Annotated in this window: 16 protein-coding genes and 1 riboswitch; of the genes, 14 read left to right on the top strand and 2 right to left on the bottom strand. The window is 62.7% G+C overall.

Annotated elements, in window-relative coordinates:
• The first annotated feature begins 218 nt into the window (after positions 1-218).
• Positions 219-1,070, top strand: a complete 852-nt coding sequence (locus B0E51_RS18600; protein WP_143526013.1) for a DUF817 domain-containing protein — start codon at positions 219-221, stop codon at positions 1,068-1,070.
• Between the two features lie 21 nt (positions 1,071-1,091).
• Here B0E51_RS18600 and B0E51_RS18595 read toward each other — a convergent pair whose 3' ends face one another.
• Entirely contained in the window at positions 1,092-1,703 is a 612-nt protein-coding gene (locus B0E51_RS18595; protein ID WP_077446372.1) for a TetR/AcrR family transcriptional regulator, read from the bottom strand.
• A gap of 12 nt (positions 1,704-1,715) precedes the next feature.
• Positions 1,716-2,792, bottom strand: a complete 1,077-nt coding sequence (locus B0E51_RS18590; RefSeq protein ID WP_143526012.1) for a prolyl oligopeptidase family serine peptidase — start codon at positions 2,790-2,792, stop codon at positions 1,716-1,718.
• A gap of 156 nt (positions 2,793-2,948) precedes the next feature.
• Between B0E51_RS18590 and glyA the strand changes: the two genes are divergently transcribed.
• The 13 genes from glyA (at position 2,949) to B0E51_RS18525 (ending at position 13,412) form a co-directional block, all read left to right on the top strand.
• On the top strand, positions 2,949-4,202 hold the full coding sequence (glyA, locus tag B0E51_RS18585; RefSeq protein WP_077446370.1) for a serine hydroxymethyltransferase: 1,254 nt from the start codon (positions 2,949-2,951) through the stop codon (positions 4,200-4,202).
• A gap of 10 nt (positions 4,203-4,212) precedes the next feature.
• A complete protein-coding gene (locus tag B0E51_RS18580; RefSeq protein WP_077446369.1) occupies positions 4,213-4,911 on the top strand; it encodes a CTP synthase in 699 nt (232 codons plus the stop codon).
• Positions 4,912-4,913: 2 nt separating this feature from the next.
• A complete protein-coding gene (gene nrdR, locus B0E51_RS18575) occupies positions 4,914-5,423 on the top strand; it encodes a transcriptional regulator NrdR (protein ID WP_077446368.1) in 510 nt (169 codons plus the stop codon).
• A gap of 17 nt (positions 5,424-5,440) precedes the next feature.
• Positions 5,441-5,782 (top strand): MmcQ/YjbR family DNA-binding protein, encoded by a 342-nt coding sequence (locus B0E51_RS18570; RefSeq protein ID WP_077446367.1) that lies wholly within the window; start codon positions 5,441-5,443, stop codon positions 5,780-5,782.
• Positions 5,783-5,817: 35 nt separating this feature from the next.
• Positions 5,818-6,879 carry a bifunctional diaminohydroxyphosphoribosylaminopyrimidine deaminase/5-amino-6-(5-phosphoribosylamino)uracil reductase RibD gene (ribD, locus tag B0E51_RS18565; RefSeq protein WP_077446440.1) on the top strand — a complete coding sequence of 354 codons (1,062 nt, stop codon included), beginning with the start codon at positions 5,818-5,820 and terminating at the stop codon, positions 6,877-6,879.
• Between the two features lie 106 nt (positions 6,880-6,985).
• Positions 6,986-7,180: riboswitch (FMN riboswitch) on the top strand.
• Between the two features lie 133 nt (positions 7,181-7,313).
• Entirely contained in the window at positions 7,314-7,955 is a 642-nt protein-coding gene (locus B0E51_RS18560; protein ID WP_077446439.1) for a riboflavin synthase, read from the top strand.
• 160 nt (positions 7,956-8,115) lie between these two features.
• Positions 8,116-9,207, top strand: a complete 1,092-nt coding sequence (ribBA, locus tag B0E51_RS18555; protein ID WP_077446366.1) for a bifunctional 3,4-dihydroxy-2-butanone-4-phosphate synthase/GTP cyclohydrolase II — start codon at positions 8,116-8,118, stop codon at positions 9,205-9,207.
• A gap of 80 nt (positions 9,208-9,287) precedes the next feature.
• A complete protein-coding gene (ldcA, locus tag B0E51_RS18550; protein ID WP_077446365.1) occupies positions 9,288-10,262 on the top strand; it encodes a muramoyltetrapeptide carboxypeptidase in 975 nt (324 codons plus the stop codon).
• Between the two features lie 177 nt (positions 10,263-10,439).
• Positions 10,440-10,901 carry a 6,7-dimethyl-8-ribityllumazine synthase gene (gene ribE, locus B0E51_RS18545; protein ID WP_077446364.1) on the top strand — a complete coding sequence of 154 codons (462 nt, stop codon included), beginning with the start codon at positions 10,440-10,442 and terminating at the stop codon, positions 10,899-10,901.
• Entirely contained in the window at positions 10,901-11,347 is a 447-nt protein-coding gene (gene nusB / locus B0E51_RS18540) for a transcription antitermination factor NusB (RefSeq protein WP_077446363.1), read from the top strand. The genes ribE and nusB overlap by 1 nt, the downstream gene beginning before the upstream one ends.
• Positions 11,347-11,895 (top strand): GNAT family N-acetyltransferase, encoded by a 549-nt coding sequence (locus B0E51_RS18535; RefSeq protein ID WP_077446362.1) that lies wholly within the window; start codon positions 11,347-11,349, stop codon positions 11,893-11,895. Before nusB ends, B0E51_RS18535 begins: the two co-directional genes overlap by 1 nt.
• Before the next feature lie 27 nt (positions 11,896-11,922).
• On the top strand, positions 11,923-12,891 hold the full coding sequence (gene thiL / locus B0E51_RS18530; protein ID WP_077446361.1) for a thiamine-phosphate kinase: 969 nt from the start codon (positions 11,923-11,925) through the stop codon (positions 12,889-12,891).
• Complete coding sequence (locus B0E51_RS18525) at positions 12,888-13,412, top strand: phosphatidylglycerophosphatase A (protein ID WP_077446360.1); 525 nt, start codon at positions 12,888-12,890, stop codon at positions 13,410-13,412. The genes thiL and B0E51_RS18525 overlap by 4 nt, the downstream gene beginning before the upstream one ends.
• Positions 13,413-13,452: the final 40 nt, after the last annotated feature.

The following is a 13,452-nucleotide window of genomic DNA, read 5'->3' as shown; positions in this document are numbered from 1 at the left end:
CCTGCGCGAAAGGCTAAGGGCGCATGGTGCACCCGCTGTATGACGGAGACCAGATCACATCCGGCCAGACCCCAATTGGTATTTCGCCGCGGATGCCCGCGCCAGGTCATCTTCCGGCAGGCATGACGTCAGAACAGGCGGGCAACCTGCAGAGCGCAGCGGCGTATTGGGGATGAACGATGAGAGCGAAGCCAGTGACATGGCCGGCAACGGGGCTGATGCGTCGGCTCATCGGGCTGGATCAACGCATCGCGTGGCAGTTGCGGGCGCACGGGCGCTGGGCCGTAGGCATGCATGAGCTGGTCTGTTTCGGCGTGAAGCAGGCCTCAGCCTGCCTGTTCGGCGGGATGATGGTGGCCCTGCTGCTGGCCACGTGGCGCTGGTACCCGGTGTCGGCGCCGCTGGCCCGCTTCGACTTTCTCACGCTGGCTGCCATCGCGATTCAGCTGGGCCTGCTCGCATTGCGGCTGGAAAGCCTTGAGGAGGCGAAGGTGATCCTGCTGTTCCACGTGGTCGGCACGCTGATGGAGCTGTTCAAGACCGCGATGGGATCGTGGAGCTATCCGGAGGCTTCGCTGTTGCGTCTGGGCGGCGTGCCGCTGTTCAGCGGCTTCATGTACGCATCGATTGGCAGCTATATCGCCCGCGCCTGGCGGCTGTTTGATTTTCGATTTACGCATCATCCGCCGTTTGCAGCGATGGTGTGGTTGGCGATCGCCATTTACGTCAATTTTTTCACGCATCATTTTCTGCCGGACGCTCGACTATTTCTGTTCGCGGGCGTGGCCGTGCTTTTTGGCCGAACGTGGGTTTATTTTCGAGTCCGTCAGGTGCATCGACGGATGCCATTGCTGCTTGGCTTCGTACTTGTGGCGACCTTCATCTGGTTCGCGGAGAACATCGGCACGTTTACTGCTGCGTGGCGCTATCCGGCACAACGTCATGCATGGAGCATGGTCCCGTTGTCAAAACTGGGTGCGTGGTTGCTGCTGATGATCATCAGCTACGTGATGGTGAGTGCTGTGGCCGTGCGTAGAAACGGTCACGCTGCAGCGAGAGAAGATAAGTAATGCTTCTCGCTGTGGCGATGATCAGGCGTCCTTCTTGCGGGATGGATGCGCCGATTCCATAAGCGCCGAGAACGTGCGTGTGTGCAGCGATGCCGCATCAAAACCTTCGGGCAGCAGCCCGGCGACCTCGAGCATGACTGCGCCATGAAGTGCGGCCCATATCTGATGACCGAGAATCGGCGCCTTCGCTTCAATGGTGCCTTCGTCGATCATCACTTTGGTATCCGCTGAGATGCATTGCCACATGCGTGCTTGAGCTTCGCGATAGGCAGGATCGTCGCGGTTGGTTTCGGGGAATTCGAACAACAATCGGTAGGTTGCGGTGTCGCGGCGCGCAAAGTCGATGTAGGCATCGCGTACACGACGACTGCGCGTGCGGCCATCATCCGGCGTATCCAGTGCGTTTTCCAGTGTTTCCGCCATCTGATGCATGCCGCGCGTGCGTACTGCGGTGACGATTTCTTCCTTGCTGTCGTAGTAGCGATAGAGCGTCATCGTGCCGCATCCCAGTTCGGTGGCCAGACGGCGCATGGTGACCGCCGCTGGGCCTTCTTCGACGAAAAGCTTTGCCGCAGCGCTGCAAATGCGTGCGCGGAAGGTTTCGGTTTCGCTTTCGCTAAGCGCTTTGGGCACGTGGTTCTCGAATTACGGGTTTTGTACGTCGAGTGTCTTGCGGAAGAAGGTCAGGGCATCTGCTTCAATCTGTTGATGCACTTTCACGCGATCGACGCCCGGTGGATCGCTGCAAATGTCTTTCGAATCTTTGGCGAGTTCGGGCGAGCAGGGATCGAGGAACACCCAGTGATCGGCAAGCGGAACCATCTTCACGTCAACCAGCGTTTTCATCAGCGGGCGAATGTATTCGGCGTTTTCCTTCGGTATCAACACATGATCGTTCTGGCCGTAGTAAAGAAAAACGGGGCGATCGATTTTTGCGAGACCGGCTTCGTCGAAGATCAGGCCAAGTGGCGCCATCGCGAAGGCAGCTTTCACGCGCGGATCAGCGGTATTGCCCCAGTGCGTAAGTTGTTTTTCGACGCCATCCATCATTTGTTCGAGCGTCTGACCATGACTTTGCGCTTCATCGGCCAGTCGCTTGGCGTCATGACAGACGCCCTGATCATTCGGATAGCGATTGCAGTAGCCGATGAAGCGGCGAAACTGCGGTACGGCGCCGATGATCATCAAGCTCGTGTATCCGCCCGCCGAGAAGCCGGCTACACCAATGCGATTTGCATCGATCAGAGGTTTCCAATGAGGGTCGTTGAGCAACGTGGTGATGGTGGCTTTGACTTGAATCGGTCGACCAACCAGCACCGGCGCGTATCCCAGACCACTCACATCGTGGAAGTTGTCTTTGGGATGTTCGAGCGTGGCGACCATGAAACCATGGCTCGCCAGGTAGGTCGCCAGTTCGCGGTGACCGAGATTCGAGCCGCCGCTGCCGTGTGAAATCACCACCAGCGGTTTCGCGCCGGGAATCGCCGGCGCATCGATGGTCGCTGCGACGTGGTAGGGGCCGATCGTGGTCTCGCCCGGCACATGTGTCGTCGGATAGAACACCCAGCCCGGCATCGTGCCGCCGTTCACCGGGTCGTTGATGGTGATGTGGTGGAAACCCACACCGGTGACGGTTTGGGCCAGAAGCATCGTCGGGGCAAGAAAGAGCGTTAGGGCAAGCCAGCACCATGCGCAGGCGAGCCGGGAGCGAGCGAACGTCATGCGATTACTCTCCTGGAGATCATTGCGTACGATGTACGGTACATTGTACGAAATCGACGCTGCAAGTCCCGCCGGTGGTCGCAAACACCCCTGACCGTTACACTTTCAAGTCTCACCCCTGTCCGCTACTTATCCCATCATTCCCACGAGGCTCGAATGTTCCCGAAGACCGACACAATCGCCGGCTATGACGATGAACTGGCCAAGGCCATCGCCGATGAAGGTCAGCGCCAGGAAGACCACGTCGAACTGATTGCTTCGGAAAACTACGCCAGCCCGCGCGTGATGGAAGCGCAGGGTTCCAAGCTCACCAACAAGTACGCCGAGGGTTATCCGGGCAAGCGCTACTACGGTGGCTGCGAGTACGTCGATATTGCCGAGAAGCTGGCGATCGAGCGCCTGAAGCAGCTGTTCGGCGCCACTTACGCGAACGTGCAGCCGCATTCGGGTTCGCAGGCGAACCAGGCGGTGTACTTCGCGCTGCTCAATCCGGGCGACACGATCCTTGGCATGAGCCTCGCGCATGGCGGCCATCTCACCCATGGCGCCAAGGTCAACATCTCCGGCAAGCTGTTCAACGCAGTGCAGTACGGCGTCGATGCCGAAGGCCGGATCGATTATGACGAGGTGCAGCGCCTTGCTACCGAGCACCAACCGAAGATGCTGGTCGGCGGCTTCAGCGCCTACTCGCAGGTGGTGGACTGGGCGCGCATGCGCCAGATCGCCGATTCGGTCGGCGCGCTGTTCTTCGTCGACATGGCGCATGTCGCCGGCCTGATCGCCGCCGGCGTGTACCCGAGCCCGCTGCCGCATGCGCATGTAGTCACCTCGACCACCCACAAGACCCTGCGCGGTCCGCGTGGCGGCATCATCGTCGCGAAGGACGCAGGTGAAGAGATCGAGAAGAAGCTGCAGTCGATCGTGTTCCCCGGCATCCAGGGCGGCCCGCTGATGCACGTGATCGCCGCCAAGGCGGTGGCGTTCAAGGAAGCACTCGAGCCCGAGTTCAAGTCTTACCAGACCCAGGTGGTGAAGAACGCCAAGGCGATGGCCAAGACCTTCATCGAACGCGGCTACAAGATCGTCTCCGGCGGTACCGAGAATCACCTGATGCTGGTCGACATGATCGGCAAGGATGTCACCGGCAAGGACGCGGAAGAGGCGTTGGGCAAGGCGCATATCACGGTCAACAAGAACGCGGTGCCGAACGATCCGCGCAAACCCTTCGTCACCTCCGGTCTGCGTGTAGGTACGCCGGCCGTCACCACCCGTGGTTATCTGGAAGCGGATTGCGTCGAGCTGACGAACTGGATCTGTGACGTGCTGGATGCACCGGGCGACGAGGCGGTGATCGCCAAGGTGCGTGCAAGCGTCACGGCACAGTGCAAGAAGTACCCGGTGTACGGCTGAGCCCATCGGCATGCATGCCTTGCAGATCGGACTGATCGGCGACCGCAATGACGATGTGGTCGCCCATCGCGCCATTCCGCTGGCTTTGGGGATGGCGGCCGATGCCTGCGGTGTGGAGATCGAGCCGATCTGGGTATCGACCGAGCAGGTCGGTGACGGTGCCGCGCTGGCCGAATTCGATGGCCTCTGGTGCGTGCCGGCCAGCCCCTATCGCAGCATGGAGGGTGCGCTCACGGCGATCCGCGTGGCACGCGAACGGCACGTTCCGTTCCTGGGTACTTGCGGTGGCTTCCAGCATGCGGTGATCGAGTACGCGCGCAATGTGCTGGACTGGACCGACGCAGAGCATGCTGAAACTGCACCGCAGGCGCAGCGCCAGGTGATCGTGCCGCTGTTGTGCTCGCTGGTCGAGGTGACCGATGCGGTGCAGCTTGTCGCAGGTTCACGGCTGGCGCAGGCATATGGGGCAACCTCGATCGTCGAGGGTTATCACTGCAACTACGGCCTGAGTCCGGATTTCCGCCAGGCACTGGCCAGTGGCCCGCTGCAGATCAACGCAGCGGACGATGCCGGCGACGTACGCGGCATCGAACTCGATGGCCATCCCTTCTTCATCGCCACCCTGTTTCAGCACGAGCGCGGTGCGTTGCACGGTCAAGTGCCTCCGCTGGTACGTGCTTTCGTGCAGACGATGATTGACACTTACTGAGCATGCATTGCCCCTTCTGCCAGCACGAAGACACCCGCGTGATCGATTCGCGACTGACCGAGGACGGCAGCACCGTGCGCCGTCGGCGCGAATGTCCGCAATGCAGCGAGCGCTTCAACACGTTCGAGACGGCCGAGCTGAAGCTGCCGACGATCGTCAAGAGTGGCGAGCGACGCGAGACGTTCGACGAGCGCAAGCTGCGCGTGAGTTTCGAACGCGCACTGCAGAAGCGACCGGTGCCCAGCCATGATGTGGACAGTGCGGTGCGCACCATCATCAACGACCTGCGTCGCAGCGGCGAGCGCGAGATATCGTCGCGTCAGCTTGGCGAGCTGGTGATGCGCGAACTGAAGAACCTCGACCAGGTCGCCTATGTGCGCTTCGCCTCGGTCTACCGCAAGTTCGAGGATGTGCACGCGTTCCGCGAGGAGATCGAGAAGCTGGAGCGCGACCTGCCGGGGCTGGACGAGATGCAGTTGCCGCTGCTGGGTGGCGGCAGGCGCGACAAGTGAGCGCGGGCTGACTTTGCATGGTCACGCTGGATCGCTTCCGCGAACTTGCCATGCAGCTGCCGCAGGCGGAAGAGGTCGATCACTTCGGCACACCGTCGTTCCGTGTGCGTGGCAAGATCTTCGCGCAGTTTTCCCGTCGCGATGATCGCGCCATTCTCAAGTTTTCTCTCGACGAACTCGACGTGTTGCGCATGTCGGCCGGTGATCTGTTCGAGCCTGATCCAAGCTGGGGCAAGCATGGTTGGACGCATGTGCGCATTGCCCGGATGGAAGAGGCGTGGGTGAATCAGTTGTTGCGGGATGCATGGCGGCGTGTCACGCCGAAGAAACTTCATCTTGAGCTGGAATCCAGCACATGAACGTGGCTGCTTTTTCGGCGCTGGATCACGCGCATATGGCGCAGGCGCTGCGGCTGGCCGAGCGCGGCCTGTTCACCACGCAGCCCAATCCGCGTGTGGGCTGCGTGATCGCACATGGCGCGGAAATCGTCGGCGAAGGCTGGCACCAGCGTGCGGGCGAGCCACATGCGGAAGTATTCGCGCTGCGTACGGCGGGTGATCGAGCGGGCGGTGCGACCGCCTACGTGACGCTGGAGCCGTGCGCGCATCAGGGGCGCACACCACCGTGCGCCGATGCCCTGATCGCTGCCGGGGTGAGACGGGTGGTGGTTGCCGTCGAAGATCCGTTTCCCCAGGTGGCAGGGCGTGGCATCGGCAAACTGCGTGCGGCCGGCATCATGGTCGACATTGGCCTGATGCGCGAAGCGGCGCGTCAGCTGAATATCGGTTTCTTCAGCCGGATCGAGCGTGCACGGCCGTGGGTACGGCTGAAACTGGCGATGAGCCTGGACGGCCGCACGGCGCTGGCCAACGGTGAATCGAAGTGGATCACCGGCGAAGCTGCGCGCACGGATGTGCAGCGCTGGCGTGCACGCAGCTCGGCGATTCTCAGCGGTAGCGGCACGGTGCTGGCCGACGACCCGCGACTTACCGTGCGCCTGTCCGATGATGAGGAGTACATGCCGCCACTGCGTGTGATTCTGGACCGTGGCTTGCGCACCCCGGCAGGTCACCACGTGCTCGATGGCTCGGTACCCACGCTGGTGCTGCATGCTGCAGCCGCATTCTGTGCGGACCGGCGCTTCGAGCGTGTCGAGTGCATGGCGGTACCGATGTCTGGCGACGTACTCGATCTGCGTGCCGTACTGGCGCTGCTGGCAGGACGCGGCTGCAACGAAGTGCATGTCGAAGCCGGCTCCACGCTTTGCGGTGCATTGTTCGCCGCAGGTCTGGCGGATGAGCTGCTGTTGTATGTGGCCCCGTTGCTGCTGGGCGACAGCGCACGACCATTGCTGCAGCTGCCCACTCTCAGTGACATGGCGAGCCGCTGGCAGCTGCAGTCGGTCGAGCAGCGCCAGCTCGGCCGTGACTGGCGATTGCGCTTGCGCCCGCTCTGAGCGCTGACCGTACGCGGCGGTGAACGCTGCATTTCGATGTGCGTCGCCAGTCGGCTTCCGCGTCGGTGCTAGACTGCGCCAGCCGGCTTGGCCGGCAAACACCACATAGCGTCTTCAGGGCGGGGCGAAATTCCCCACCGGCGGTAGGTTGAAGGGTTCATCCCCGACAACGAGCCCGCGAGCGCCTTGGTCCGCTCCATGATGGAGCAGGTCAGGGGTCAGCAGATCCGGTCAGATGCCGGAGCCGACGGTTGGAAGCTGGCGACAGTTTCCTCATAGTCCGGATAAAGAGAAGACGGTCGGATGCGTGGCCTTGCGGTTGCGCGTCGACCTCATGCCTTGGGGCGTTTTTCGCTTGTTGTCCAACGCGGGAAACGTTTCATGAAATCGATCCTGTTCATGCGGAACATCACCCTCCTGCCGGAGGTTTGCTGATGTTTACCGGCATCATCCAGTCCATCGGTCGAATTGCACGCATTGAGCCGCGCGGCGGCGACGTGCGCCTGGCCGTCGATACGGCCGACCTTGATCTCACCGATGTGCAGCTGGGCGATTCGATCGCCGTGTCCGGCGTATGCCTCACGGCGGTCACGCTGGAGTCGCGCGGCTTCAGTGCGGACGTTTCCAACGAGACGCTGTCGCTGACCTCGCTGGGCAAGCTCAAGGCTGGCGATCCAGTGAATCTGGAGAAGGCACTGCGGCTGGCCGACCGGTTGGGTGGCCATCTGGTTTCCGGACATGTCGATGGTCTCGGCAAGGTGGTGTCGATCACGCCGGACGGTCGCTCACAGCGTTGGACATTCGAAGTGCCCGCTGCGATCTCGCGCTACATCGCCGCCAAGGGCTCGGTCTGCATCGACGGCACCAGCCTTACCGTCAACGAGGTCGCCGGTCATCGCTTCGGCGTCAACCTGATTCCGCATACGGTCGAGCGCACTGCGTTCCATGTACGTCGCGTCGGCGATGCGGTGAATATCGAAGTGGACGTGGTGGCACGTTATATCGAACGGCTGTTGTCCAGCGGCGAGACGCCGCGGCTGGACGAGGCGTTCCTCAAGCAGCACGGCTTCGCCTGATCTGAACATTCAACCTCCCACCCGCACCCTGCGCCGTCATTCCCGCGAAAGCGGGAATCCACTTTGACTTTCGCTTCCGGCTATATGCAAAGCGAAAATGGATTCCCGCTTTCGCGGGAATGACGACCGGGAAAACCATCCTTCTGCCGGAATCACGGACATGCCATTCAACACCATTCCCGAAATCCTCGAAGACATCCGCGCCGGCCGCATGGTGGTGATCCTCGACGACGAGGATCGCGAGAACGAGGGCGATCTGATCATGGCCGCACAGATGGTACGACCGGAAGACATCAACTTCATGGTGCGCGAGGCGCGTGGCCTGGTCTGCCTCACGCTGACCGAGCAGCGCACGCGCCAGCTCGGCCTGCGCCCGATGGTCAGCGACAACACCTCGGCCTACCACACCAATTTCACCGTCTCGATCGAGGCGGCCGAGGGTGTTACCACCGGCATCTCGGCGCACGACCGCGCACGCACGATCCAGGTGGCGGTGAAGGTCGACGCGAAGCCACAGGATCTGTCTCAGCCGGGTCACATCTTCCCGTTGACCGCGCAGCCCGGTGGTGTGCTGACCCGTGCCGGGCACACCGAAGCCGGTTGCGATCTGGCCGCGCTGGCCGGACTGGAGCCGGCAGCGGTGCTGATCGAGGTGCTGCACGAAGACGGCTCGATGGCACGCCGCCCCGAGCTGGAAATCTTTGCGGCGAAACATGGCCTGAAGATCGGCTCGATCGCCGACCTGATCCGTTACCGGCTGGAAACCGAGAAGACTGTGCAGCGCGTCCACGAGGAACAGGTGGAAACCGAGTTTGGCCCATTCCACCTGATCGCCTATCGCGATGCGATCCGCCATGGGCTGCATTACGCGCTGGTGCGCGGCAAGGTGAGTGATGGCGCGCCGGTGCTGTCGCGCGTGCATGTGCGCAACACGTTGTCCGACGTGCTGCACCTCAAGCGCGACGACCTCGGCCTCACCGTGACCTCAGCGCTGCGTCGGATCGCCGACGAGGATCGTGGTGTGCTGCTGGTGCTGTCCGGCGAGGATACGTCGGAAGCCTTGCTGGCCCGGTTGAATCGCCAGCCCAGCACGCAGGCGCCGGAAGAGGCACAGCAACAGGAATGGCGCCAGCTCGGTCTCGGCGCGCAGATACTGGCGGATCTGGGCGTGCACAAGCTGCGTGTGCTGGGTACACCGCGCAAGCTGGTGGGCTTGGCCGGATTCGATCTGGAAGTGGTGGAGTACGTGTAGCCTTGTGTCGAACATGGTCTTGCCACGACCAAGCCACTACGGCCATCCATGCTCACGCTTTCCCATCATTGACGACGCCCATGTCCGATATCGCCATTCGCCTGATCGCTCCTTCCGGTTATCCGCACGACCGCGCCGCGATGGTGCGCGGCGTCGAACGGCTGCAGGCTGCGGGTTGTGAAGTAAGTGGACTCGATGTGCTCGAACGCACCGAGCTGCGCTATGCCGGCGATGACGCACAGCGTGTCGCCGATCTCAATGCACTGGCGACCTGCGAGAAGCTGCCGGATATCGCGTTGTCGATACGTGGTGGTTACGGCGCCACGCGATTGCTGGAATACATCGATTACGCCGCGTTGCGCGAGCGTCTCAGCGGCACGAACACCGTGCTGGTTGGCCACAGCGATTTCACCGCGCTACAGATGGCGCTGCACGCGAGGAGTGGACTGATCACGTTTGGCGGCCCGATGCTGGGACCGGACTTCGGCGCCGCAGCTTTCAGCGATTTCACCTGGCAGCACTTCTGGCAGACGGTCACCGCGCCGCAGGCCACGGCGGGCTGGAACGCCAGTGGCGAGACCGAGCTGGATGTCGAAGGGCCACTGTGGGGCGGCAATCTCGCGATGCTGTGCAGCCTGCTCGGTACTCCGTATTTTCCCGGCATCAATGGTCGCGGGATCGATGGTGGCATCCTGTTCGTCGAGGATGTCGGTGAACCGCCATACCGGATCGAGCGGCTGCTGTACCAGCTGCACCTGTCCGGCGTGCTGGATCGGCAGCGCGCTCTGCTGCTTGGCGACTTCAGCGCGTGCCGGCCCAGTACCTACGACAACGGTTACGACCTCAGCGCCGGGTTTGCCCAGATCGGCCGGCTGACCCGTGTACCTGTGATCGCCAACCTGCCGTTCGGCCATGAGCCGGACAAGTTCACCTTGCCGTTCGGTGTGCCGGCTCGTTTGCGCGTATCCGGCGGCCACGCACGGCTGGATTTCTCCGGTTATCCGCATCTGTCTTGCTCCTCCCCCTGCGAGCAGGGGGAGGTTGGGAGGGGGTAAAGCTTTTGATCTTGACCTGACTAAAGAGCGACCCCGCCCCAGCCATCCCCTGCAAGTCCCGAAGAGGGACTCCCTTCGGTCGCAGGGGAGGGAGCAATGGCCTGCAACGAGCAGGAGTGCGGGCAAACCCGTAAAATGACCGGTCAGCATGGGCCGAGCGTCCACCGAGGAAATGCAATGAAGATCATCGAAGGCGATTTCGCCACGCCGAAAGGCCGTTTTGCCATCGTCGCCGGACGTTTCAACGGCTTCGTCGTCGAGCCGCTGGTGGCTGGCGCCCGCGACGCCCTGGTGCGTCATGGGGTGAAGGATGACGCGATCGATCTGATCCGCGTGCCCGGCGCATGGGAGATCGCACTGGCCGCGCACAAGCTGGCAAACTCCGGCAAGTACGCTGCGGTGATCGGGCTTGGTGCGGTGATTCGCGGCTCCACCCCGCATTTCGACTATGTCGCTGGCGAGTGCGCCAAGGGCCTGGCCCAGGCCGCGTACAGCTCCGGCGTGCCGGTGGCATTCGGCGTGCTGACCACCGACAGTATCGAGCAGGCGATAGAGCGCTCGGGCACCAAGGGCGGCAACAAGGGTGCGGACGCGGCGATTGCCGCGCTGGAAATGGTCAACCTGTACGGGAAGCTGTGATGAACCAGCGTCCGGAAGGCATCGATTTGGCCGCGCGCTCACGCGCTCGTCGCCGCGCGTTGCAGGCGTTGTACGCGTGGCAGCTGAGCGGCAGCCACATGAATGCGGTGATCGATCAGTTCCGTCACGAGCAGGACATGGAAGTGGCCGACCTCGAATACTTCGAGGATCTGCTGCACGGCGTGGAACACAACGTCGATGCACTCGACGCATGCCTGCGCCCGCATATCGACCGTGAGGTGGCACAGATCGATCCGATCGAACGCGCCGCTCTGCGCCTGGCTACGTATGAACTGAAGTTTCGCCCGGACGTACCGTATCGGGTGGTGATCAACGAGGCGATCGAGGTGACCAAGCGTTTCGGCGCCGACCATGGCCACACCTACGTCAACGGCGTGCTGGACAAGCTGGCCGCCGAGTTGCGTACCGTCGAGAAGCGGGGCTGATGACTGCGGTCGCGGCAGGAGCATCGTCGGTCGAACTGGTGCCGGTGATCGAGACCGAGCGGCTGCGGCTGCGCGCCCATCGGGCAAATGACTACGCCACCTGCATGGCGATCTGGTCCGATCCCGAGGTGGTTCGCTATATCGGCGGCCGCCCGTTCACGGCCGAGGAAGTGTGGAAACGCCTGCTGCAGTACGTCGGGTTGTGGAGCCTGCTCGGTTACGGCTACTGGGCAGTCGAGGAAAAGCACAGCGGCCGTTACATCGGCGATATCGGCTTTGCTGATTTTCGGCGCGACATGCAGCCGTCGCTGCAGGGCATGCTGGAATTCGGCTGGGTGCTGGCGCCGCAGGTGCATGGCAATGGCTATGCGAGCGAGGCGGTGGCGGCGATCGCGGCCTGGAGCCAGGCGTATCGCCCTGAACTTCGCGTCGTATGCATCATCTCGCCCGAGAACCTGCCTTCGATCCGGGTGGCCGAGAAAGCCGGGTTCCGGCTGTGGCAGCAGACGGTCTATCACGACAGTCCCACCCTCGTTTTTACACGCTAGTCAGCATCTTCATCGGGCGATCCGTTGATGGAATTCGATCTGATTGAACTGATCCGTCGCCACACGGTGCAGCCACGCGACGACGTGCGGCTGGGTATCGGCGATGACGCAGCCGTGCTCGCAGTGCCGGCTGGACAGGAGCTGGCCGTGGCGATCGACACCCTGGTCGATGGCGTCCATTTTCCGCGCGGTACGTCTGCCGCCGATATCGGCTGGAAGGCGCTGGCGGTGAACCTGTCCGATCTTGCCGCGATGGGCGCGAGTCCGGCATGGGCCTTGTTGGCGCTGACGCTGCCGACGGCCGATGCCGCCTTCGTCGAAGACTTTGCCGAAGGCTTCGCCCAACTGGCTCAGTCGCACCGGCTCGCCTTGGTTGGTGGCGACACCACGCGCGGACCACTCTGCATCAGCGTGGCAGTGCATGGCTTCGTACCGCCGGGCAAGGCGCTTACGCGTGCGGGTGCGCGCGTGGGCGATGCGGTGCTGGTCACTGGCACATTGGGCGATGCCGCCGCCGGGTTGCATGCCCTGCAGCATTCCTGGCGCGATGACGACCCGCGCAGCAATCTGCGCGAGTTCCTGATCGAACGGCTTAACCGTCCGGTGCCACGACTGGCTGCCGGTGCCGCATTGCGCGGGCAGGCGAGTGCCTGCGCCGACATTTCCGATGGCCTGCTCGCTGATCTCGGCCATATCTGCACGGCCAGTGGTGTCGGTGCGGAAATCGAGGCGGCACTGCTGCCGCGTTCGTCGGCATTGCTTGGCCTGCACGAAGACGCGGCGGCGCTGCACTTCGCGCTCAGCGGTGGCGATGATTACGAATTGTGCTTCACGGTACCGGCGCAGCGGCTGGCCGACGTGCAGGCGGATCTTTCCCGGCTCGGCTGTGGCGTGACAAGGATCGGCCGCATCGTGGAAGACACCGGTGTGCGTGTGCGCGGCGCAGACGATGAATGGTTGAACATGGATCGATCTGGCTGGGAGCATTTCGCTTGAGTGCCAAGAAGCTCCTCAGCGTTGAACAACGCCGTGCCTTGCTGTCGACGCCGGCCGGCTGGCTGGCCTGCGGTTTCGGTTCGGGATTGACGCCGGTCGCGCAGGGTACGTTCGGTTCACTGGCGGCAGCATTGTTGTGGCTGCTGCTGCGCGAGCTGCCCCTGCCGATCTATCTGGTCGTGCTGCTGATCGGTTTTGTCATCGGTGTGTGGGCCTGCAACGTGGCCGGCCGTGCACTCGGCGTCGATGATCATCGCAGCCTGGTGTGGGACGAATTCATCGGCCAGTGGATCGCATTGATTCCGCTCTTGCTGCCCGCACTGCTGCCGGCCAGCGGATTCGCGTGGTGGATGCTGCTGGCAGGCTTCGCGTTGTTCCGTCTGTTCGATGTGTGGAAACCGTGGCCGATCCGCTGGCTGGACCGGCATCTCAAGGGCGGCATGGGCGTGATGGTCGACGACGTGGTCGCAGGAATCATGGCTGCGATCTTGCTTGGGTGGCTGTTGCATGCACTGGTATAGAGCGCTGTCTGTCCATTCTCGAAATTGGCAGTGTTGAGGT

This window comes from Rhodanobacter sp. C05, assembly GCF_002001165.1.
In the GTDB taxonomy this organism is placed as follows: domain Bacteria; phylum Pseudomonadota; class Gammaproteobacteria; order Xanthomonadales; family Rhodanobacteraceae; genus Rhodanobacter.
The sequence above is the reverse complement of the archived record's forward strand: the minus strand, read 5'-3'. Positions and strand labels throughout refer to the sequence as shown.